Below are 21240 nucleotides of genomic sequence, written 5' to 3'. Positions count from 1 at the left end.
AGCCGTGCCAGACTGTGCCCACACAGCCTGAGGAGGTTTATATGCACACTATCGAACAGATCTTTATTAACGGCGAATTTGTTACCCCGCACGGCACCGAACGGTTTGATTTATACAACCCGGCGGCGGCGCAGGTCATCGGGCAGGTACGCCTGGCGGATGAGGTTGACGCAGCGCGCGCCGTTGCGGCGGCAAAAGCGGCGTTCCCCGCGTGGTCGCAGACGACAAAGCAGGAGCGCATTGCCGCGCTAAAACGTATGCACGCCGCCGTGGCCGCTCGTCACGACGATCTGCTGGAAGCGGTCATCGAAGAGTACGGCGCGCCCGCCTCGCGCTCGGCGTGGATGGCCAGCTATCCGGCGGAGGTGATTGCTCAGGCGATTGAGGCGCTGGAGGCGTTTGAATTCGTCACCCCCGCGGGCGCAGCCACGGTGCAGATGACGCCGCTTGGCGTGGCCGGGCTGATTACGCCGTGGAACAGCGACGCAGGATTTATCTGCGGCAAGCTGGCGGCCGCGCTGGCCGCGGGCTGTACGGCGGTGATCAAGCCGAGCGAAATGAGCGCCCTGCAAACGCAGATTGTCACCGAAGCGCTGCGCGATGCGGCTCTGCCGCCGGGCGTGTTTAACATCGTCACCGGGCGGGGTGAGACGGTCGGTGACACAATCAGCCGCCATCCGGACGTGGCAAAAATCTCGTTTACCGGTTCGACGCATACCGGCAAGGCGATCCTGCGCAACGCGGCGGAAAGCTTTAAGCGCGTGACGCTGGAGTTAGGTGGGAAATCGCCGACGATCCTGCTGGATGACGTGGATCTGGCGCAGGCGATCCCGCTGGTGATTCAGGCCGGGTTTATGAACAGCGGGCAGGCGTGCGTGGCCGGAACGCGCATTCTGGTGCCTTACTCGCGTAAGGCGGAGATCGAAACCGCGCTGGCGCAGGCCGTAGCGGCGGTGAACTCCGGCGACCCGCGCAATAAAACAACGGACGTCGGCCCGATGGTCAGCGCAAAGCAGTGGCAGCGGGTGCAGGGCTATATCCGCAAAGGTGTCGAAGAGGGGGCGCGCCTGCTGGCGGGCGGCGAGGGGCGGCCGGAAGGCACGCAGGACGGCTGGTTTGTGCGCCCGACGCTGTTTGTCGACGTGAACAACCAAATGACGATTGCCCGTGACGAGATTTTTGGCCCGGTGCTGTGCGTTATTCCCTATCGTGACGAGGCGGAGGCGATTGCCATTGCCAACGACACGGACTACGGCCTGAGCGCTGTGGTGCTGGGCGGTGCGGACCGCGCGCGCCGCGTGGCGCAGCAGATTGTTTCCGGTCGCGTACTGGTGAACACCCTGGCCCATGAACCGAAAGCGCCGTTCGGCGGGTTTAAGCACTCCGGCGTGGGGCGCGAGATGGGCGAGTGGGGGATCCGGGCGTTTATGGAGCCAAGGTCGGTTCTGGGCTAAAGCTTCGCTCTTTACCGAAGCATTGTGTTTTTCCATCCTGCATTCTCTCCTCAACATCACAGCGGAGAGACCATCATGATCGCAGTCCTTTTCGAAGCCAAAGCCGCGCCTGCCCATCAGGCGCGCTACCTCCAACTTGCCGCAGAGCTTAAGCCTTTGCTGGCCGACATCGACGGCTTTATCGATATCGAACGGTTCCAGAGCCTGACGACCGACGGCAAAATTCTTTCCCTTTCCTGGTGGCGGGATGAAGAGGCCGTCCGCCGCTGGAAGCAGAACGTCTTCCATCAGGCGGCGCAGGCCGAAGGGCGGGAGTCGATTTTCTCTTTCTACCGTATTCGCGTGGCGCAGCTGGTGCGGGAGTACAGTTCCGAAACGGGAGGGCGCGCGGATGTATGACGTTCACGTGATTTTCCGCGACGGGCCCGGCGAGCTGGCGCGCTTTGGACAGCTGTTGGGGCGCAACGGCGTGGGGCTTGAGGGTGGCGGCGTATTCGGTACCGATGCCCATTTCCTGGTGGAGGACGGGGAAAAAGCCCGCCGCGTGCTGGTGGAGGCCGGGTTTACCGTGCAGGCGGTGCGCAGGCCGGTGATCAGAAAGCTCAGGCAGGAACGCCCCGGAGAGCTGGGCGAGATCGCGGCGGCGCTGGCGGCACGCGGCGTGTCTGTTCTTACCCAGTACAGCGACCATGCGAATCACCTTATTCTGCTGACGGATGATGATAAGCTGGCCGCAGAGATCACCGAACCCTGGGCAGCACATGTTAAAGACAAGCTTACCGACTGATAACGGCGCGGCGCTGGAGCAGGCCATTGCGGCGGTGGCGGCGGCAATGGCCGATCCTTCGCGCGTGAAGATGCTGTGTGCGCTGATGGACGGGCGGGCGTGGACCGCCACTGAACTGAGCACCGCGGCAGACGTCGCCCCCTCGACCGCCAGCGGGCATCTCGCCCGGCTGGTGGAGGGAAAGTTGATTACCTGTCTGTCTCAGGGGCGGCACCGCTACTATCGTCTGGCGGGGCACGACGTGGCGGAGCTGATCGAACAGATGATGGGGCTCTCCTGGAGCCGCATTGCGCCGCCGGAAACCACCGCGCCGAAGGCCATGCGGGAGGCGCGCACCTGCTACGATCATCTGGCGGGCGCGGTGGCGGTAAAGATCTACGATTTCATGCAGGCGGAAGGCTGGCTGGAGGCAGACGGTTCAGCACTCACGCTGTATGGCCGGGAGCAGTTTCTGAAGCTCGGCGTGTCGTTAAGCGCTCATCCGCGCCGCAAGGCCTGCTGCGCCTGTCTGGACTGGAGCGAGCGGCGGTTTCACCTCGGAGGCGAAGCTGGCGCGGCGCTGCTTATTCATCTGGAAAGCAAAGGGTGGATCCAGCGGGTGGCGGGGTATCGGGAGGTGGTGGTGACGGCTTCGGGAAAAAGTGCCGTCAGGAGGCATTTTAGCCGCTAAACTCCACTGCGGGCTGGTGCCCTCACCCCGACCCTCTCCCACAGGGAGAGGGAGACATCGTTTTCGCAATTCCTGCGCTTTCGTCTCGTGTTTCTTGATACTTACCCTGATAACTATTATCTTGACCGCGTGTGACGAGAGGTTTCCCCATGAGTGAAGAAGCGCTGTTTAGCCGCAGGCCGATGGGCATGCGGATGGCGATGATCGTGCGCCAGTGGCGTGCGGTGATTGATGATGCCATTCTCGATACCGGCTTAACCCAGTCGAGCTGGACGGTGATGATGCAGCTTCATCAGCTCGGGGATAACGTCTCAATGAGTGAGCTGGCGGAGGTGCAGGGTATTGAACTGCCGCCGCTGATGCGCACCCTGACACAGCTGGAAAAACAGGGTTACCTGCTGCGCACCACATCGCCTTATGACAAGCGCATCCGGCTTCTGACGCTGACGCCTGAGGGAAAAGCCATATTAAAAAGGCTCACTCAGGTGATTGAGACCTATCAGGCACGCGTGTCGCAACACATCGCGCCGGAGCATATCGAGATTTTCAGCGCCACGTTAAATCAAATCGCCTGCAATTTGCGGACAATCCGCGAAGAAGACAACAAGACCGAAAAATAATGACCCCTGAACAAAAGTTTGCCCGCTGGGTAAGGGTGAGTATTGCCTCTTTCCTGCTGATGTTTATCTATTTTGTCGTCGCGGATATCTGGATCCCGCTGACGCCGGACTCCACCGTCATGCGCGTGGTGACGCCGGTTTCTCCGCGCGTCTCCGGCTACGTGGCGGCGGTACATGTCCACAACAACAGCCAGGTGAAGAGAGGCGATCTGCTGTTTGCGCTCGACGACACGCCGTTTCGCAATAAAGTGGAAGCGGCGCAAATCGCGCTGGAGCAGGCGCGTCTCTCTAACGAACAGCTGGACGCGCAGATAGCCGCCGCGCAGGCCAGCCTGAAAACCGCGGTGCTGACCGCGCGTAACGACAAGGTGACCTTCGAACGCTATCAGAAGCTGAGCACGTTACAGAACGTCTCGCAGGCGGATCTGGATAAGGTCCGCACCGCCTGGCAGAGCAGCGAGCAGTCCGTCAGCACGATTCAGGCCAACATCCGGAACCTGCGCATCCAGCGCGGCGAGCGCGAAGAACACCGCAACGTGACGCTGCAAAAATACCGCAACGCGCTGGATGAAGCAGAGCTGAACCTCGGCTGGACAAAGGTCTACGCCCAGGCGGACGGCACGGTCAGTAACCTGCAGTTAAGCCCCGGTTTTTACGCCTCATCCGGCTCCGCCGCGCTGGCGCTGGTAAACAACCAGACCGATATCGTGGCCGATTTCCGCGAGAAGAGCCTGCGCCATACCCGTCAGGGCACCGATGCCGCCGTGGTGTTTGACGCCTTCCCGGGGCAGGTGTTCCGCGCCCACGTGGCCAGCAGCGACGCGGGGATCCTCGCAGGCCAGGAGGCGGTTAACGGCCAGCTCTCCCAGCCGGAGACCTCTAACCGCTGGGTACGAGACGCCCAACGCATGCGCATTCACGTCAAGCTGGATGAGCCGCTGCCGAAGCCGCTGCCAACCGGCGCGCGGGCGACCGTGCAGCTCTACAACAGCGAAGGGCCGTTTGCGCGCTTCTTCTCCGGAATGCAGATCCACCTGGTGAGCCTGCTTCACTATGTCTATTAATACGCTGGCGCGGGTCTTTACCCCGCACGGCAACATCGTCTACACGGCAAACGACTTTCGCCAGACCCTGCGCATCGTTTTTGCCGGGATGATTGCCCTGAGCATATCGAGCTTCTACAACACCAGCTACGGCGTGTTTTTCGTGGTCTATCCGATCATGCTGCTGTCGCTGGTGCCGGTGTTTAACCGCCACGTGGCGAAGCAGTTTATCTTCAGCGCATCGCTGAACTGCGTCGAAATGGTGATTATCATCGGCTATCTTTCCCAATGGCCGGTCATCATGACGCTGGTGGTATTTGCCCTTTACGTGATGCGTTTTCGCTTTATGAGCAAAGGGCCGCTGTTCCTGTTCGGCTCGATGGGCGTTGTGTGCCAGAGCGTAATGCTCAACTTTATGAGCTACCCCACCACCAACTGGCACACGCTGCTGTTTTCCAACATTGAAGCGAGCGTGATGGCGGTGTGCCTGAGCGCGCTGATGAACTACCTGCTGCCGGACGTGGAGCCCCGCAAGCCGCCGCCGCTGATTGAGAAAGACGACGCCCGCGTGCGCCACGAGTCGCTGCTCTCCGGCAGCGTCGCGACGATGATTTTCGTGGTGTTTCAGATTAGCGACTTAAGCGATTCGCTCTCGGCGCTGATGGCAGGAATTCTGATCCTGTTCCCTATGCACTACCGCGGCGCGGTGATGAGCTCCATCTGGCGCGTGGTCGGGGTAGTGCTGGGCTGCCTCTACATTCTGGTGGTGCAGCTTATCCTCTACGATCACAGCAGCCATATGCTGCTGATGATGCCGCTGATTGGCCTCGGCCTGGCGTTTGGCGCGCGGCTGCACGTGATGGAGAAAGTGGGCGCGGGCGTGGGGTTTTCCAGCATCACGACCATCGGCATTATGTTCGGGCAGAACATGCACCCGGACAGCGACCTGGTGTTCAGCGATCTCTATCGCATCACCTCCGTGACCTTTTCGCTGGTGGCGACGCTGACGATGGTCTTTCTGGTGCATTTGATCCTGAACCGTTTCGCCGCCACGCGCTACGTCATTCAGGGCTGATAGCGTTTGCCGCCGCTGAAGCTCCAGTCCTCAGCGGCCGTAAACTGGATAACGACCATCACGTCTCCACCGTCAATGCCCATCTTCTCATTCAGTTGCGCAGCCAGCTGGCGGTAGAGGGCAGATTTCTGTTCAGTGCTCCTCGGCTTACCAGCAACGATGTTAAACAGTATCGCCCCCTCCGTTCTGCCCGTGCTGAGATAGCGCCGATCAATGTATCGATCCCCGGCCGCGAAGCATTCAAAAAAATGGAACCTGTCCTGCGCGGGAACGGCGAAGGTTTCCGTCAGCGCCTGGTGCAGAATGTCCGAGATCTGCTTTTGCTGCATCTCGCTATAGCGGTCACCCGTCATGATACGAACAAACGGCATTATTGTTTCTCCTCTGCAAGGCTGCTCAGCGCGCTGACGGCGGCCGGCCAGCCTGCGTAAAACGCCAGATGGGTAAACGCTTCGGCTATTTCGTCGTCCGTCACGCCGTTTTGCCGGGCGAAGCCGATATGCCAGGGAAGCTGCGCGGTGCGCCCCAGGGCTGCCAGCGCGGCAAGCGTGATCAGACTGCGATCCCGCGGGGCTAACTGCGGACGCTGCCAGATATCGCCAAAAAGTACCTGCTGGCTCAGTTCCGCCAGCTTAGGGGAAACCTGCGCAAGCGTGTCGCGATTCAGTGTTGTGCTCATTTTTATTCCTCCTGTCGTCTGGAAATCACTCTCGCAGGCTGCCACCATAAATAAAATCGCAATGTTCAGGACTGAATGTCCTGAAAATGAGGATGATATGGATAAACGCTTTTCAGCATTAGACCTGGACGCGCTGCGCAGCTTTGTGGAGGGGATTCAGTCCGCCAGTTTTGCCGAGGCGGCGGACAGGCTGTGTCGGTCCACCTCTGCGGTCAGTGCCCAGTTAAAAAAGCTGGAGCAGCAGTGTGGCGTGGCTCTGACCGTTAAGCAGGGGCGTACGCTGGCACTGACCCGAGAGGGTGAAATTCTGCTGAGCTACGCCCGACGCATGCTGGTATTAAATGATGAAGCGCTCCGGGCTATCAGAGGTGAGTTGCTTCAGGGCGAGGTACGGCTGGGTATGCAGGAGGACTTTGGCGAGTCCGTGATGCCGAAGGTCCTCGGCGATTTTCACAGACAACACCCTGAGCTTCGCATGACGGCACGTGTCGATCGCAACCCGCCGCTGCTGCGCGGCGTGGCGGCGAATGAACTCGATCTGGCGCTGGTCTGGCAGGAAGGTCGAGAAGGCGACTACGTGCGAAGCGAACCGCTGGCATGGATTTGCCGGTCCCGCGAGGACATTGAGGTCCTTCTGCAACGAGGTGAGCCGCTGCCGCTGGTGATGTTTGACGCGCCCTGCCTCCTGCGAAGCCGGGCCATCGCGGCACTGGATGCCGCAGGTATTCCCTGGCGTATCGCTTATACCAGCTATAGCCTGAGCGGGCTGTGGGCGGGAGTTAGTGCGGGGCTGGGTATTACGCTCCGCACGCGTATTGGTCTGCCCGAGACGTTACGGATCGACAGCCACCTGCTGCCAGATGCAGGAGAACTGGGAATCGCGCTGCATCAGGGGAGCGCCTCCCCCGATGCAGCTATTACCAGCATGAAGGCGCTGATCCTCAGGACGCTGAATGGATAAGCGTTGGGACTTGCGAGAGTAAGAACAGGATTAGGCCTATCGTCCCGCCCACCAGCGTGCCGTTGACGCGGATGAACTGCAGGTCTTTGCCGATGTTCAGCTCAATCTGGCGGGACATGTCTTTGGCGTCCCAGCTTTTGACCGTGTCGCTGATGTGGCGGGTCAGGAACGCGGCGAAATCCGGCGCGACGCGGTGCGCGGCCTGCTCCAGATGCTCGTTCAGCGACGCGCGCAGGCTGGCGTCGTTTGTTAGCGTTTCGCCAAACCACAGTCCGGCGTTGGCGATGCGCTGCTTCACGCGCGAATCCTCGCTCTGCATATCCGCCTTCAGCCACTGGCGCAGGTCAGCCCACATCTCGCCCAGATAGCGGTTAAACGCCTCATCGTTCTTCAGGTAGTGCTTGATGTTGTCGGCTTTCGCCGCCATTTCCGGATCGTTTTTCAGGTTGTCGATAAGCTTCAGCGTGGCGCGGTCGAACGCCTGACGGATCTGGTGCGTGCGGTCGTGGCTGATATCGTCCAGCAGCGTGTTCACCGCGTTCGACACCATCTCCGCGCTTTGATCGCCCAGCCACTCCGTGGGGAGCACCATCGCCTTGCGGGGATGCTCGGTTTTGAGCCAGTGGACGATCTGGTCGGCGATAAAGTCCCGCGTGCTTTCCCGCTGAATCAGGGTAATCAGGCGGTTGATGATGGCGTCCAGCAGTACCTGATGGCGGTTATTTTTGGTCATGCTCTCCAGCATGACGGCGCTGGTTTCGGTGAAATCGACCTTGTCGATAGCTTTATGCACCGCGCGTTTGAGCAGGCGCTGAATGCGCCCGTCGTCGGTTAACTCAAGAAAACCGCTCATCACCTGCATCAGATGCAGCCCGACGCGCTGGGCGTTGTCGGGCTTGCTGAACCAGGCGCCAATCATTTGCGCGGGCTCATAGCGGCGGATCAGCGCCACAAGCGACTGAGTATCAAGAAACTTCTCCTGCACGAACTGGCCGAGATTGTCGCCGATTCGGTCCTTATTGCGCGGGATAATCGCCGTATGGCGCGAAATAAACGGAATGGGAACCCGGCGGAACAGCGCGACGACGGCAAACCAGTCCGCCAGCGCGCCGACCATCGCCGCCTCGGCAATGGCTTTGACGCCGCGCACCCAGAAGGTCTGCGGCAGGAAGAGGGTGGTGACAAAGGCCGCGGCGGCAATCAGCAGCAGCGACAGCGCCAGCAGCTTGGCGCGTTTGAGTTCAGCGATTTTTTCCATGGGTTAAGGATAGAGGCAAGTGAACCAAAAGTGCAAAGCTGGTGTAAGGAGGAGACGCAATCTCTGCCTGAACACACGGCTTTTATATAAAAATTATATACATCAAAATTATCTATTATTAATTTTTCTATATTTTTTGTGCTTATTTATTTTGGACGTGATGTTTTGTGACCATCGTAGTCATTTTAACGCTCTTATTAACCATAAGATAAAGGACTATTCATGAAAGGAGACGGTATTGATGACATGGGAGTATAAAGTTTCGACAGGGATATTGAGTCATAATGGTGTGTTTGTCGCTAACTGCTACAGCGGTGCGGGTGAATCGAAAGATAAGCCAGAGTGTGAAAGTCAACGAAACAGAGGACCCATTCCCAGAGGTATTTATTTTATTGCCGGATGGAATAATCATAAAAGTGCTGAGGCCATTATTCTTGAGCCTATAGCGGGGACCAATACCTTTGGTAGAGATCATTTTCAAATTCATGGTGATAAAAAAGGTCAGCCGCCAGGTTCTGCATCAGCAGGCTGCATCATTATGAACGGCCAGGACAAGCGTCATATTATTTATGATTCAGGTGACACAATACTGGTGGTGCGATAATGAAATATATGATTGCACTGCTCTTCTTATGTGCTCCGATGGCTCTCTTTGCCAAAAACCACACTTCTGCGCAGATTATCCAGATGATAAACGATAAAGGTGCAAGAAGTGTTGTAGCAGAGTTATATGCTAATGATAGCGGTGAGTCGGAATGGTGGAATCATGTCATTCCAGAGATAGGTAAAGGAACTCAGGCATGGTTAGCCGTGGCGAGTGCCCTTGAGCCCGGAGTGGACGCCAGTACGGCTGAAGATTTAAAGGCATCGATTTCTGAAGCCATCCCGCATAACCCTGAGGGTGTTTTAGCAATCTTAAATGACGATAAACCGTTGCTCACTATTGAACAAGTCTGCGCTTTTGCCAATTTCCCCGAGACGGAAGCAGAGAGTAATAAGCTTTATGTCGATTCAATCAGGGAGATGTTTAAAGTTAAAAGCCCAAAGGGTAAAAGATGTCTCGCCGTTATGATCGCCACCCTTGAACTCTCTGTTCCATTCGATAAGGATATTTAAATGGCCATTCCGGGATATATGTCATTAACTGACGATGCGGGTAATATCATAAAAGGGAGCGTGATAGTTAAAGACCGTGAAAACCAAATTGAGGTTTTAGGGCTCTATCATAACGTAAGCTATAATTCTGACCTGCATAATGGCAGAGCATTGAGCAAACGCCAGCATCGTCCCTTTCTTATTGAGAAAGAAATAGATGCCTCCAGCGTTTTTCTCTATAAAGCACTCAGCACGGGCGGTACGCTCAGGAAAGCGACTATCGACCTGTACAGAATCAATGATGCCGGTCAGGAAGAAATTTATTTCACAATAACGCTGGAAGCGGTGAAGGTCGTCACGGTGTTTTCATTAATGCATGACGTGAAAGAGACTTACCATGAAAAGCAGGGGCATCTTGAGCTCGTTTTGCTTCGTTATGAAAAGATTACATGGCATTACCGTGACGGTAACGTTATTCATTCGGATGACTGGGATTACCGGTTAGGGGCTTGATTAGCCAGCTCCGGGAGAAAATTTTCCCCGGAGCATGAACGCATTCTGACGAACAGAATGTAACGCTTTTGACCCTGGAACAAATGAGTATCAGTTCTCCTGATAAGCCTTTTCGATGAGCAGTTTCGCTTTCATCAGGTCATTTTCATTGCGAACGACCAGCTCAACGTTGCCCGTTCCCCAGTGCCCAATATGCGTTACATCCCGGCTAAATCCCTCTTCCAGCTGAATATGCTCAGGATCCAGTTTCAGCCATAAGCGGATATGGGGATCGGTGACGGGGTAAACGCCGGCGCAAACAAAATTCCTCAGACGACGGAATGCGCCGTATAGCTTCAGCTCTTTGTATTGCACTTCATCGCCAAGAGAAAGGACGTAGCTTTTTAGCTGCTCGAATAAGGTGGCTAATTTTGTGGACGCGCTGGCGAGCTGTTCGCTATGCGTTCGTGTGTTACGCTTGCCTGCGGTTGAGGTTAGCGTATCGTTTGCTGCTTCCGAGAACGCGTTTTCAACCACGGCATTGACCAGTTCGAACATTAGCAGGTCGTCAGAAAAAAGCTTGTAACGAATCAGGCTGATATTGCGGTTAATCTGCTGTACGGCATGTTCGTCATACTTATTGAAATCAGCGGCAATACAAAGCAGGCGCGTACCTGACCAGTCGATAGCCTCCGCCGTCTCTTTGCCGAGCTTCTCCATTACCAGCCACTTAAATTCAGCCTTATGATCGAGAAGCCAGTCCAGATAAAACAGCCCCTGGTTGATCACATTTTCGTTGCTGTGACGTTTGTATTCGATAATGACCGGACAGTTATTTTCGTCCAACCCCAGTGAATCAATACGTCCACGGTGAGTCTTACCGGTGCTGTATTCACTGTCGAGAAAACGAACCCCGAGAAAAGTCTCCATTCGGGATTCGATCAAGGATTGCAGCTCTTTTTCGATGGTTATTGCTTTCCCGGAAAGTTCTTTTACGCCGCTAGCACTGTAACGGAACAGCTGGATATCACTCATGAGTCAATTCTCTGCGCATTTTTGCGATGTCATACATCAGGTGAGCAAAGCCTTTGGCAACGTCAGGGGACGATAAGTACTGCATCATCATCTCCTTGTGCGCTTCATTACTGTCCATCACGGCATCATCAATGGCTTTCGTAAAGTCGCCCAGCATCGCCTGCTCACGGGTGTTGTTGTCGAGTTGGGTCATGACAAGTTTGTTTTCTGCAAGCTTATCGTATACCACGAAGGCGTAGTTGAGCATGTCTTTATCGGTCAGGTTTTCGGTGATAAACAACTCGTTAAGCTGTGACAGCACCTGCGACAAAAACTCCTCTTTCTTATCTTTTGCTTTTGCGGTGCCGACGTCATTAACCGGGTTGAGCTTATACTCTGCTGCATCCTCCTGAAGCTTAATATGCTGCTCCTGGATCTTTGAAAGCCGATAGTGGCTCATTTCAACATTAGAAAGATCGACATCATCTTCATCTATTGCCTCTTCGCGCAGCAAGGGGCGAAGGTGACGACAATAAAGGCTTAACTTCTCCAGCGACCTGTCATCGTAGGCGACGATCTGGGACATAAATTCGTAAAAGCGTACAAAGCTGCCGAGATCTTTTTTGAAGATCTCGAGACGATCTTTTTCCTGCTTGCAGGCTTTAAAACTGTTTTCCGCGTTTGCGAGCAAAATGGGATTAGGGGAATCCCTTTTCGTTAACTCATAGATCTGTTTGGCGCTGATATACGCCTCTTTCGCGGAGGTATACCGCATTGCCCAGCGGTTTACTGCGGGCAGGCAGATATTGCTGATCTTCGCATTCGATTTTTTCTTGCTGTAAAAAGCCTCACAAAGCTGTTCGACTTCGTGCCATAAAAATATGCCCATTGCGCGAAGTTTCTCGTACAGATCGAAAACCTGACCTGGATCGCTGACATCGGTCAATTCTGCCGTCTGGTAGTAGGGCTGAAAGGACGCGAGGATATCGTCAGGTTCGTTATAAAAATCGAGTACAAAGGTGCCGGATTCCTTTTTACCGGGGTAGGTTCGGTTCAGCCGTGACAGCGTCTGAACGCACTCCACGCCGCCAAGCGCTTTATCCACGTACATGGCGCACAGCTTCGGCTGGTCGAAGCCGGTCTGGAATTTGTTGGCCACCAGCATCACCTGATAGTCATCAGTATCAAACGCCTTACGCATATCGCGGCCTTTAAGCGCCGGGTTCATACTGATTTCAGTAAATTTCTGGTGCAACAGCGCGAGGTCGTTCATGTCATTTTCCTGGAACTCGACCTCGCCTGAGAATGCCACCATTGCGGCGATTTTCCCGTAGCCCATTTCAGATATGTATTTATCAAACGCCAGCTTGTAGCGCACCGCAGCCTTGCGCGAGCTGGTCACCACCATCGCTTTTGCCTGCCCGCCGAGCAGATGCATCACATGCTGACGGTAGTGCTCAACGATGACTTTTACCTTTTGCGCGACATTGTGTTCATGCAACGTCACCCACTGGTTGAGCCTGATCTTCGCCCGATTGCTGTCCACTTCCTGGTCTTTATCACCCATTTTTTGCAGCAGCTTATAGGCGACTTTGTAATTGGTGTAGTTCTTCAGCACGTCGAGGATAAAGCCCTCCTCGATGGCCTGGCGCATGGAGTAAACATGGAACGCCGCAGGTTTGTTGGTTCTAGACGCGGGTTCGTGCGGGTTGGGTCTGCGGCCAAAAAGCTCCAGGGTCTTCGCCTTCGGCGTCGCGGTGAAGGCGTAGAAATTAAGGTTACTGCTCCCGCTGCGCGCGGCAAGAGTGGCGTCGAGGATATCTTCAGAGGTCAGGACCACATCGTCGTCGGCCCCTTCGCTCATCAGCACTTCTTTCAGCTGGCGCGCCGTGGAGCCGCTCTGGGAGGAGTGCGCTTCATCTGCAATGATCGCGTAGGTTCGTTCTTTGAGGCAGGTGCTGTTTTCGATCGCTTTGAGTACGAACGGGAAGGTCTGAATGGTGACGATGATGATGGGCTGCGAGTGTTCCAGCGCGCTGGCGAGCTTCTCAGATTTCGACCCTTCGCCCTCGCGGTTGTTGATTCGTCCGACCACGCCGTCCGCATGTTCAAACTGATAGATGGTGTCCTGCAGCTGATCGTCCAGCACGGTGCGGTCAGTCACAACAATCACCGAGTGGAAGCGTTTCTCACCCTTTTCGTTATGCAGGCAGGAGAGCTGATGCGCCGTCCAGGCGATGGAGTTCGATTTCCCGGATCCGGCGCTGTGCTGGATAAGGTATTTGTTGCCGGTGCCTTCTTCGTCTGCGGCGGCAATAAGCTTGTTCACCACGTCCCACTGATGATAACGCGGGAAGATCAGGCTCTCTTTTTTGACCTTTTTACCGTCCCAGTCCTCTTTCTCCTCGATTTGCAGATGGACAAAGCAGGCAAGAATTTTTAGCAGGTTGTCAGGGAGTAATACTTCATTCCAGAGATAGCTGGTGGCGTATTCATGGTTATCCTCCGGGATATCGTTACCCGCACCTCCCTCTTTAGTGCCTTTGTTGAATGGCAGAAAGAACGTGTCATCGCCAGCAAGCCGGGTGGTCATGTAGACCTCATACTGGCTGACGGCGAAATGCACCAGCGCACCGCGCTTGAAGGTCAGCAGCGGCTCAGGCTTGTTGGTCGCCGGATCTTTTGGCAGGCGCGTTTTTTTATACTGGTTAATGGCGCTGTTGACCGTCTGCTTGAACTCGGATTTCAGCTCAAGCGTTGCGACGGGGAGGCCGTTAATAAACAACACCAGATCGATGCGCCAGCGTTTGGCTTTGGCCTCCGCATCGGTACCGCTCGCGTGGGGGCTGTAAACCAGTTCGGGGACGATTCGACAGATGTTCTGCCGATAGCGCGCAAGGGTGTCCGGGTTGAGGTTGTGATCCGGCTTGAACTGGCATAATGAGAAGCGCGCATTATGGCTTTTGATGCCGTGGCGCAGCACCCCCAGAGTACCGTAGGTCCGGGACTGGAGATCGGTGGCGTTGGCATCGGCTTTTTTAAGCTGCGCGACCAGTGCATCAAGAAAATGACGCTCGGTGTCGTTGGGATAGATGCGGGTGAATTTTTCCCACTCCTGCGGCTGGGTGATTTGGACAAACGTCAGCGCATCCTGCGGATAGAGCGCGCGTTCGCGATCGTACTTGCTGCCCGTGCCGGGGATCCAGCCGTTCTGACACATCTGGTTTATGATATCGGTCTGCAGGTTCGATTCTTTGGTGACGTCGGCGATCATGCGGTGGCCTCCTCAGTGGTGAGGGATTCCTCGCTGCTGCTGGCGGGAGGCGTCCAGTCGCGCAGATCGATTTTGCCAGTGACGGCGGCGGAGATAAGGGCGGTGCGGCGCTCTTTGAGGAGTTCGATTTGTTGGAGTTGTTTTTGTAACAGTTCCTCTATATTTTCTTCCTTTTTCTTTATATGTTTGAAGATGAACATCTGTTCTTCATAATTAGGAATAGGAAGAGATAATTCTGCAAACTCATTAAAACGAAATTCTGTTGAGCGCTCTCTGATTCCTTTAGATAAAGATTGGATAAAATTAGTAACTGCTAATTGACGAACGAGATAGCCATAATAGTAAGTATAAATAAGTGTTTTTTCATAAGGGATACAAACAGAACAAACAGGAGAGCACTTTCCATTCGAATCACTAACCCCAATTGCACCAGCAAAACCATCCATAGCATGTATCACAAGGTCTCCTTTTAAAACCCCTTGATACCCAATTTCTTTAATGGCGAAAGTAAACCCATCTGTTCTTTTGTTTTGTCGAAGTGTGACATGTCCGTCACGAAATGCCGTAATTATTCCAGCATGCTTTGATATCGGCCTTTGCATTTTACGGAATATAAATTTTGCTCTTTTCAGCATCCAGTGTTCTGGTATATTACCCAACCATTCAACCCCAGAATCTTTCATCGGCACATCAGGGTTTAGCCCTTTGGTTACGGCGTGGCTAATCACTGCCTGACGTTTTTCTTTTAGAAGTTCGATAAGCTGTAGTTGTTTTTCTACAAGTTTATCTATTTTTGCTGTGTGGTAATCAAGAAATGTGGAAATGTTTTTTTGTTCATTTACCCGAGGAAGCCATAATGACAATCCACGTAATATAGCTTGTGAAATACTAAAAACCTTTACACCCTTAACTGAAGTTTGTATTTGTGATCTTAATTCTTGAGAATCTAGCATGTAAGCAAGATAACGATAGCTTTCGCGGTTTATCGGGCGGGAAATAATAGTATGGTAACCAGCGAAAGTTATAACCTCACTAACTAATTGAGAGAAATTTCCTGAACCAATAATATCTTCGGACGTGTCAGCAAAAATAATATCTCCTTTGCAAATTAAAGATTTGATATTATCATTTAAATATTTTTTGTCTACACATTTTAGAGGATGAATAGAAGGGTTAAATTCAAACCCGTACTTGGAATGTATTTCCCCATAGTTTAAACATGGAATACCTTCGTCCTGGAGGTTTTCTTTTGTGATAGTTAGACCTTTATCGAATGAAAAACAATATCTTACTTTGCTCATTTTCCAATGCTCGGGAATCTCCCCTACCCCCTCAACCCCAGAATCCTTATATTCCGGATACGCCTTATACTTAGCCATCAGGAGTGTACCTCCTGCAGCAGCTTCATTATCTCCGCACTCAGCGCATCCAGCTCCGCGTCAATCTCTTCCAGCGGGCGCGGTGGCTTATAGACGTAAAAATGCCGGTTAAACGGAATCTCATACCCAACGACCCCAACCTCGCCGTCGCGGGCGTCGCGCTTATCGGCATTAATCCAGGCGTCCGGCACGTGCGGCAGCACTTCCGCCTTTACATAACCTTCAATCAAATCGCTGGTCGAAACAGACGGATCGAGCGCTACGTTCTCATTGTCGCGCAGGTCGGCGTCCTGCTCAAACTCCACCACCTGACCGCGGTACGCAAACGCGCCGTACAGCGGCTGCGCATCCTCCTTGAGCACCTTTTTAACGACCGGCTCCGCGTCCGGGTTTTTGCGGGTAATGGCCTCGATAAACTGCTTATGTTCTTTAGCATCCAGCTTAACGGCGGCGGCTTTGAACACCTCTTTGAGCGTCAGCTGGAACTGATTGAAATCATCGCTCGGCTCAGCGCGACCACCCGCTTTACCGTCCAGTGCCGTCTGGATTTTTTGCGCTTTTAACATCAGCGCACGCTGTTGTTGCCACAGCGTGGCGTCGAGCAGATCTTTAATCTGCTTCTCTTTAAGCTCGGGGAATTCGGCCTTGATAACGGCGCGTGCTTCCACCTCGAACTCGGCAAAACTACCGTAGTTCTCGTCCTGCCAGAAGGCACCGAACGCGTCGTACAGGCACGCCATCGGCGCGTTGAGCGGTTTTGGGGCAAAGCGCAGTACGGCGATGGATTCATCCGTGACCTGTGCCGTTAAACGCAGCGGGCGCTCAATGGTCAGGCGGCGGAAGCCAAAGTCGGTGCTGTTGAATATTTTGCAGGCGAATGTGCGTTTGTCATCGGCTTCTTTAAGATCTACGACCTCGAATTCGCCAAAGGTGCGGGTGATAAGCCGAATATCCTCCTCGCTCATCATGTTGCGCTTCGCGCCCAGTGACTTACGCATTTTGCTGCACAGCTTGCTGGCGTCGATCAGCTGGATCTTGCCCTTACGCTCCGCTGCCTTTTTGTTCGACAGGATCCACACGTAGGTGGCGATCCCGGTGTTGTAGAACATGTCGGTGGGCAGGGCGACGATCCCTTCCAGCAGATCGGCTTCAAGGATGTAGCGGCGGATCTCGCTTTCGCCGCTGCCCGCGCCGCCCGTGAACAGTGGCGAACCGTTGAGGATGATTCCGATGCGCCCGCCGGTATCGGCATCGCGCATTTTGCTGATTAAATGCAGCAGGAACAGCAGTGAGCCGTCGGATACGCGCGGCAGGCCAGGCCCGAAACGCCCGTCAAATCCTTTGCGATGCTCGTTGTTTACGTCAGCTTCGATTTTCTTCCAGTCCACGCCAAACGGCGGGTTCGACAGCATGTAATCAAAGCGGTCGGCAGGAAGCTGATCGTTAGAAAGGGTGTTACCCAGCTTGATGCGGCTGACGTCCTGACCCTTTATCAGCATGTCGGCCTTGCAGATGGCGTAGGATTCCGGGTTCAGCTCCTGCCCAAACGCGCGCATTACCGCTTTTGGATTCAGCTCGTGAACATACTCCATCCCGGCCGAGAGAAAGCCTCCCGTACCCGCCGTTGGGTCGTAAAGAGTTCGAATAACGCCCTCTCTGGTGAGCGCTTCGTCATCCTCCATAAACACCAGCGAAGTGGTGAGGCGCACGATATCGCGCGGCGTGAAGTGTTCACCGGCGGTTTCATTCGAGCTTTCGGCGAAACGACGGATCAGCTCTTCAAATACCAGCCCCATATCATGGTTGGAGATGGCCTGCGGGCTGAGATCGGTGGTGGCAAACTTCTGCACCACTTTGTAGAGGAGATTAGCATCATCCAGCAACCCAATGAATTCGCTGAATTTGAAGTGCTCGAAAATCTCCCGCGCGTCTCTGGAAAAATATTGAATGTAGTTTTCCAGGTTGGCCTTGATGTCATTTTGCCCCATTTTGCTCAGGTCCAGCGGTGAGGCGTTAAAGAACGTCAGTCCATTGGTGGCGCGCAGAATTAACTTTTCTTTCGCTTCTTCCGGTAGGGGAGACGATCGGACTTTTTGAGCCTCAATAACAACGGCCTCTTTCGTCTCTTCAAGCACACATTCCAGGCGGCGCAACAGGGTAAATGGGAGAATAATACGGCCATACTGAGATTGCTTAAAATCACCGCGCAGGAGATCGGCGACAGACCAGATAAAGGCTGCCGTTTGGGAGAAATTCAGGGTACTCATAAAAGCGTCCTTGCCCATTTTTAAGGCATTTTGATGATCAATTAAAACCCTCTTTTTATCATGGTTAAAACCATTGATCACTAAAAACCGATCTAAATCAGTATGTTATGGATATATATTGCAGTGATTTATGGATTTAATGAATGTATTTTTCAAAATAAATGATGGAGTCTGGTTATATAGCATTAACGCATAATCGCCACAGCACCCACCCGCCAAACCCCATCAGCACCACCCCCGCCGTGCGCTCTATCAGCCACAGCGCACGGCTGAGCTTCTGCTGGACCGCGGGCAAACCCATCAGCGACACCAGCGCCAGATCCCAGACCAGCACCACCATCACCATCCAGAGACCGCAGGTCGACTGCTGAAGCAGCGTCACGTCCGGTCCCAGTAGCGCCGTCATCAGCGCCAGATAGAACAACGCGTTCTTCGGATTAAGCAGCGCCGAGCCGAGCCCCAGCAGGATCTGCTTGCGCAGCGAGGGGCAGCGCTGACGGGGTTCATTCAGCGCCAGTGCCTGCGGTTGGCTGCGCACAAGATGCGAGCCGATCCACAGCAGGTACAGCGCCCCGCATACCTCGATAAGCGTAAACAGCCACGTAAACTGGCGCAGCGCGCTCCAGCCGATAATCACCAGAACAATATAGAGCGCGTTACCCGCGGCGATGCCGACGCACAGCCCGGCGCTGCCGCGCAGTCGGTAGCGCGCCGCGTAGCCCACAAGCAGGAAAAAATCCGGACCCGGGCTCAACAGCGCAACAAAATGCGCCAGCGCCAGAGCGAGAAAAGCGGAAGGGAAGAACAGTTCCATAGCGACCTCAGTTAACCATCTGAGGACAGGCTACGGCGCTGCAGAACCTATTTATTGTCTGATATTGATCGGCCCGTGGCGTACTGGCGCGGCGTGGCGGCGGTATAGCTGACGAAGGTCTTATGAAAATGGCTCTGATCGGCAAAGCCGCTCTGGTAGCTGACGTCGGCGATGTCGTCCCCGGCACGTAGCCGCGCTTTGGCGAACTCCACGCGGGAGATGTTGAGGAAGCTGCCCGGCGTCAGGCCGGTGTCCTGCCGGAAGGTGCGGATCAGCGTCTCCTTGCGCAGCGAGAAGCGTTGGGCAAGTTCGTCGAGAGAGGGCGGGCTGGTGAGATTGGAAAGAAACGCCTCCTGAACCTGCTGGCTGGTTGGCCGAAGCGCGTCTGCGTTATCCGCGCAGCGGGGAAGGGCAGAAAGCAGCGCTTCCACGGACGCTGGAGACATTGTCTTAACGACGTCCAGGTAATGGGCAAACAGGGCAGGGTTACGAATCACCTGTAGCGCCAGAGGAAGATCGGTGTCGATATAGAGCATATGATAGCTGCGCGACTGCCCGTCGACGGGGTTGCAACTGTGCGGCGCATAAGCCGGGATCGCAATGAGGTCCCCGGGATGAAGAATGTACTCTTGGTCATGGCACACGCAGCAGGTCTGGCCCTCAACAATCGCGCCGATGGAGAGTTGAGGGTGACAGTGGCGTTTGTACGCCTGCGTGCTCTGCCAGGTGCTGCGCAGCTCAATGCCCCTGGCGCGGTGAAAAGTCTGGCGAACGTATCGGGTATCGGTCATGGAAACTCCTTCTGGACGTTTTTTATACCACGTCAGCGAACCGTCCGGCACTGCTTAACTCAGAACCTTCCGGATATACCCAACTTTACGTCCACAGCCAGTCATGTTGACTACCCTTAATACCCTAAGCGGTAAAACATGGAGATTCGATATGGCTTATCAGACAGTAAATCCTGCCACTAACCAGCTCATCAAAGAATACCCCTCACATACCGACGCGGATATCGAAGCGGCGCTGAAGGCGGCCGATGCGCTTTACCATTCGGAATGGGCGAAAGGCGACATCAGCCAGCGCCTGCCGGTGCTGCATAAGCTTGCCGACCTGATCGACGAGCGCGTGGAGGATCTGGCCAAAATCGCCAGCCAGGAGATGGGTAAGCTCATCGAACAGAGCCGCGGCGAGGTGAAGCTGTGCGCTCAGATCGCCCGCTACTACGCCGACAACGCGAAGCAGTTCCTCGCCCCGGTGAAGTACGACTCTGAACTTGGGGAAGCGTGGGTGGAGCATCACCCCATCGGCGTGCTGATGGCCGTCGAGCCGTGGAACTTCCCGTACTACCAGCTGATGCGCGTCCTGGCACCAAACCTGGCGGCGGGTAACCCCGTTATCGCCAAGCATGCCAGCATCGTGCCGCACTGCGCCGAGACCTTTGCGCATCTGGTGCGCGAGGCGGGTGCGCCGGAAGGGGCGTGGACGAACCTGTTTATCTCGTCCGAACAGGTGGCGAATATCATCGCAGACGATCGCGTGCAGGGCGCAGCGCTAACCGGCTCCGAAAAGGCGGGCAGCGTGGTGGCCGCGCAGGCGGCGAAGCACATTAAGAAATCGACCCTCGAACTGGGCGGTAACGACGTCTTCGTGGTGCTGGACGACGCGGACCTGGATAAAGCGGTTAAGATTGGCGTGAATGCGCGACTCAACAACGCCGGGCAGGTCTGTACCGCGGCGAAGCGCTTTATCCTGCACGAGAAAATTGCTGACGCGTTCCTCAGCAAATTCACCGAGGCGTTTAAGCAGGTGAAGATTGGCGATCCGCTGGACGAGAGCACCACGCTGGGGCCGCTCTCTTCCAAAGATGCGCTGGAAACGCTGACCAAACAGGTTAACGAGGCGGTGAAAAACGGTGCCACGCTGCACTTTGGCGGCAAGCCGGTGCAGCGCGACGGGAGCTTCTTCGAACCGACGATCCTGACGAATATCTCGCGCGACAACCCGGCGTACTTCGAAGAGTTCTTCGGCCCGGTGGCGCAGATGTATGTGGTGAAAAACGACGACGAAGCGGTCGCGCTGGCGAACGACTCCCACTACGGCCTGGGCGGGGCGGTGTTCAGCCAGGACATCGAGCGCGCGAAGAAAATGGCGTCGCGGATCGAGACCGGGATGGTGTACATCAACTGGCTCACCGATACCGCGCCGGAGCTGCCGTTCGGCGGCGTGAAGCGCTCCGGTTACGGACGCGAGCTGTCGGATCTGGGGATCAAAGAGTTTGTGAACCAGAAGCTGGTGGTGGTGCGTAAGTAACGCCAGAGATAAAAAACCTGCCAGCTGGCAGGTTTTTTTAAGGGA

Annotated in this window: 21 protein-coding genes; 12 read left to right on the top strand and 9 right to left on the bottom strand. The window is 55.0% G+C overall.

The features are described from left to right. Positions 1-41: 41 nt before the first annotated feature. The 7 genes from INF73_RS07985 to INF73_RS07955 all read left to right on the top strand — a co-directional run bounded on the left by INF73_RS07985 (position 42) and on the right by INF73_RS07955 (position 5649). Positions 42-1454, top strand: a complete 1413-nt coding sequence (locus tag INF73_RS07985) for an aldehyde dehydrogenase family protein (RefSeq protein ID WP_193542090.1) — start codon at positions 42-44, stop codon at positions 1452-1454. 75 nt (positions 1455-1529) lie between these two features. Further along, the gene (locus INF73_RS07980; RefSeq protein WP_028015378.1) at positions 1530-1853 is read left to right on the top strand and encodes an antibiotic biosynthesis monooxygenase; all 324 of its coding nucleotides are present in this window, start codon (positions 1530-1532) and stop codon (positions 1851-1853) included. After that, on the top strand, positions 1846-2241 hold the full coding sequence (locus tag INF73_RS07975) for a hypothetical protein (protein ID WP_063438171.1): 396 nt from the start codon (positions 1846-1848) through the stop codon (positions 2239-2241). Before INF73_RS07980 ends, INF73_RS07975 begins: the two co-directional genes overlap by 8 nt. Beyond that, positions 2216-2911 (top strand): helix-turn-helix transcriptional regulator, encoded by a 696-nt coding sequence (locus tag INF73_RS07970; RefSeq protein ID WP_041911329.1) that lies wholly within the window; start codon positions 2216-2218, stop codon positions 2909-2911. Before INF73_RS07975 ends, INF73_RS07970 begins: the two co-directional genes overlap by 26 nt. A 149-nt stretch (positions 2912-3060) precedes the next feature. Beyond that, complete coding sequence (locus INF73_RS07965; protein WP_028015381.1) at positions 3061-3531, top strand: MarR family winged helix-turn-helix transcriptional regulator; 471 nt, start codon at positions 3061-3063, stop codon at positions 3529-3531. After that, positions 3528-4595: an HlyD family secretion protein gene (locus tag INF73_RS07960; protein WP_193542105.1), complete on the top strand. Its 1068-nt coding sequence runs from the start codon at positions 3528-3530 to the stop codon at positions 4593-4595. Before INF73_RS07965 ends, INF73_RS07960 begins: the two co-directional genes overlap by 4 nt. Then, positions 4585-5649, top strand: a complete 1065-nt coding sequence (locus INF73_RS07955; protein ID WP_045259544.1) for a DUF2955 domain-containing protein — start codon at positions 4585-4587, stop codon at positions 5647-5649. Before INF73_RS07960 ends, INF73_RS07955 begins: the two co-directional genes overlap by 11 nt. Here the strand turns inward: INF73_RS07955 and INF73_RS07950 are convergent. Together INF73_RS07950 and INF73_RS07945 are read right to left on the bottom strand one after the other, a co-directional pair. Next, a complete protein-coding gene (locus tag INF73_RS07950) occupies positions 5640-6020 on the bottom strand; it encodes a tautomerase family protein (protein ID WP_028015384.1) in 381 nt (126 codons plus the stop codon). The two genes, INF73_RS07955 and INF73_RS07950, sit on opposite strands and share 10 nt — an antisense overlap. Further along, positions 6020-6328, bottom strand: a complete 309-nt coding sequence (locus tag INF73_RS07945; protein ID WP_028015385.1) for a carboxymuconolactone decarboxylase family protein — start codon at positions 6326-6328, stop codon at positions 6020-6022. The genes INF73_RS07950 and INF73_RS07945 overlap by 1 nt, the downstream gene beginning before the upstream one ends. Before the next feature lie 97 nt (positions 6329-6425). On the opposite strand from INF73_RS07945, the gene INF73_RS07940 reads away from it, so the two are divergent. Beyond that, positions 6426-7289, top strand: a complete 864-nt coding sequence (locus INF73_RS07940; RefSeq protein ID WP_028015386.1) for a LysR substrate-binding domain-containing protein — start codon at positions 6426-6428, stop codon at positions 7287-7289. Here INF73_RS07940 and INF73_RS07935 read toward each other — a convergent pair. Then, complete coding sequence (locus INF73_RS07935) at positions 7270-8547, bottom strand: DUF445 domain-containing protein (RefSeq protein WP_059357826.1); 1278 nt, start codon at positions 8545-8547, stop codon at positions 7270-7272. The two genes, INF73_RS07940 and INF73_RS07935, sit on opposite strands and share 20 nt — an antisense overlap. Before the next feature lie 241 nt (positions 8548-8788). On the opposite strand from INF73_RS07935, the gene INF73_RS07930 reads away from it, so the two are divergent. From INF73_RS07930 to tssD, 3 genes are read left to right on the top strand one after another with little or no spacing between them, the layout of a single operon-like run. Further along, entirely contained in the window at positions 8789-9151 is a 363-nt protein-coding gene (locus INF73_RS07930) for a tlde1 domain-containing protein (RefSeq protein WP_047363831.1), read from the top strand. Continuing rightward, positions 9151-9663, top strand: coding sequence for a hypothetical protein (locus tag INF73_RS07925; RefSeq protein WP_193542092.1), 513 nt, complete (start codon positions 9151-9153; stop codon positions 9661-9663). The genes INF73_RS07930 and INF73_RS07925 overlap by 1 nt, the downstream gene beginning before the upstream one ends. Beyond that, positions 9664-10155: a type VI secretion system tube protein TssD gene (gene tssD, locus INF73_RS07920; RefSeq protein WP_193542094.1), complete on the top strand. Its 492-nt coding sequence runs from the start codon at positions 9664-9666 to the stop codon at positions 10153-10155. Between the two features lie 90 nt (positions 10156-10245). Here the strand turns inward: tssD and INF73_RS07915 are convergent, their stop codons facing one another. The 6 genes from INF73_RS07915 to INF73_RS07890 all read right to left on the bottom strand — a co-directional run bounded on the left by INF73_RS07915 (position 10246) and on the right by INF73_RS07890 (position 19673). Further along, a complete protein-coding gene (locus INF73_RS07915; RefSeq protein WP_136343916.1) occupies positions 10246-11169 on the bottom strand; it encodes a DUF5655 domain-containing protein in 924 nt (307 codons plus the stop codon). Further along, positions 11162-14422: a type I restriction endonuclease subunit R gene (locus INF73_RS07910; protein WP_193542096.1), complete on the bottom strand. Its 3261-nt coding sequence runs from the start codon at positions 14420-14422 to the stop codon at positions 11162-11164. Before INF73_RS07910 ends, INF73_RS07915 begins: the two co-directional genes overlap by 8 nt. Next, positions 14419-15801 carry a restriction endonuclease subunit S gene (locus INF73_RS07905; protein WP_150144775.1) on the bottom strand — a complete coding sequence of 461 codons (1383 nt, stop codon included), beginning with the start codon at positions 15799-15801 and terminating at the stop codon, positions 14419-14421. The genes INF73_RS07910 and INF73_RS07905 overlap by 4 nt, the downstream gene beginning before the upstream one ends. Beyond that, positions 15801-18068, bottom strand: coding sequence for a class I SAM-dependent DNA methyltransferase (locus INF73_RS07900; protein WP_193542895.1), 2268 nt, complete (start codon positions 18066-18068; stop codon positions 15801-15803). The genes INF73_RS07905 and INF73_RS07900 overlap by 1 nt, the downstream gene beginning before the upstream one ends. A 175-nt stretch (positions 18069-18243) precedes the next feature. Continuing rightward, entirely contained in the window at positions 18244-18882 is a 639-nt protein-coding gene (locus INF73_RS07895) for a LysE family translocator (protein WP_136343920.1), read from the bottom strand. Positions 18883-18929: 47 nt separating this feature from the next. Further along, the gene (locus INF73_RS07890; RefSeq protein ID WP_193542896.1) at positions 18930-19673 is read right to left on the bottom strand and encodes an AraC family transcriptional regulator; all 744 of its coding nucleotides are present in this window, start codon (positions 19671-19673) and stop codon (positions 18930-18932) included. A gap of 151 nt (positions 19674-19824) precedes the next feature. Between INF73_RS07890 and INF73_RS07885 the strand changes: the two genes are divergently transcribed. Further along, complete coding sequence (locus INF73_RS07885) at positions 19825-21195, top strand: NAD-dependent succinate-semialdehyde dehydrogenase (RefSeq protein WP_060573262.1); 1371 nt, start codon at positions 19825-19827, stop codon at positions 21193-21195. The last annotated feature ends 45 nt before the right edge of the window (positions 21196-21240 follow it).

It is taken from the genome of Enterobacter cloacae complex sp. P6RS (assembly GCF_014982245.1).
Classification (GTDB): Bacteria; Pseudomonadota; Gammaproteobacteria; order Enterobacterales; family Enterobacteriaceae; genus Enterobacter; species Enterobacter bugandensis.
Note: the sequence above shows the minus strand (reverse complement) of the source record. Positions and strands in the feature narration are given on the sequence as shown.

Bases quoted from the DNA above. Each gene is read 5' to 3' on its own strand.
- INF73_RS07985 (WP_193542090.1), top strand. From the start codon at position 42: ATGCACACTATCGAACAGATCTTTATTAACGGCGAATTTGTTACCCCG.
- INF73_RS07980 (WP_028015378.1), top strand. From the start codon at position 1,530: ATGATCGCAGTCCTTTTCGAAGCCAAAGCCGCGCCTGCCCATCAGGCG.
- INF73_RS07975 (WP_063438171.1), top strand. From the start codon at position 1,846: ATGTATGACGTTCACGTGATTTTCCGCGACGGGCCCGGCGAGCTGGCG.
- INF73_RS07970 (WP_041911329.1), top strand. From the start codon at position 2,216: ATGTTAAAGACAAGCTTACCGACTGATAACGGCGCGGCGCTGGAGCAG.
- INF73_RS07965 (WP_028015381.1), top strand. From the start codon at position 3,061: ATGAGTGAAGAAGCGCTGTTTAGCCGCAGGCCGATGGGCATGCGGATG.
- INF73_RS07955 (WP_045259544.1), top strand. From the start codon at position 4,585: ATGTCTATTAATACGCTGGCGCGGGTCTTTACCCCGCACGGCAACATC.
- INF73_RS07950 (WP_028015384.1), bottom strand. From the start codon at position 6,020: ATGCCGTTTGTTCGTATCATGACGGGTGACCGCTATAGCGAGATGCAG.
- INF73_RS07945 (WP_028015385.1), bottom strand. From the start codon at position 6,328: ATGAGCACAACACTGAATCGCGACACGCTTGCGCAGGTTTCCCCTAAG.
- INF73_RS07940 (WP_028015386.1), top strand. From the start codon at position 6,426: ATGGATAAACGCTTTTCAGCATTAGACCTGGACGCGCTGCGCAGCTTT.
- INF73_RS07935 (WP_059357826.1), bottom strand. From the start codon at position 8,547: ATGGAAAAAATCGCTGAACTCAAACGCGCCAAGCTGCTGGCGCTGTCG.
- INF73_RS07930 (WP_047363831.1), top strand. From the start codon at position 8,789: ATGACATGGGAGTATAAAGTTTCGACAGGGATATTGAGTCATAATGGT.
- INF73_RS07925 (WP_193542092.1), top strand. From the start codon at position 9,151: ATGAAATATATGATTGCACTGCTCTTCTTATGTGCTCCGATGGCTCTC.
- tssD (WP_193542094.1), top strand. From the start codon at position 9,664: ATGGCCATTCCGGGATATATGTCATTAACTGACGATGCGGGTAATATC.
- INF73_RS07915 (WP_136343916.1), bottom strand. From the start codon at position 11,169: ATGAGTGATATCCAGCTGTTCCGTTACAGTGCTAGCGGCGTAAAAGAA.
- INF73_RS07910 (WP_193542096.1), bottom strand. From the start codon at position 14,422: ATGATCGCCGACGTCACCAAAGAATCGAACCTGCAGACCGATATCATA.
- INF73_RS07905 (WP_150144775.1), bottom strand. From the start codon at position 15,801: ATGGCTAAGTATAAGGCGTATCCGGAATATAAGGATTCTGGGGTTGAG.
- INF73_RS07900 (WP_193542895.1), bottom strand. From the start codon at position 18,068: ATGAGTACCCTGAATTTCTCCCAAACGGCAGCCTTTATCTGGTCTGTC.
- INF73_RS07895 (WP_136343920.1), bottom strand. From the start codon at position 18,882: ATGGAACTGTTCTTCCCTTCCGCTTTTCTCGCTCTGGCGCTGGCGCAT.
- INF73_RS07890 (WP_193542896.1), bottom strand. From the start codon at position 19,673: ATGACCGATACCCGATACGTTCGCCAGACTTTTCACCGCGCCAGGGGC.
- INF73_RS07885 (WP_060573262.1), top strand. From the start codon at position 19,825: ATGGCTTATCAGACAGTAAATCCTGCCACTAACCAGCTCATCAAAGAA.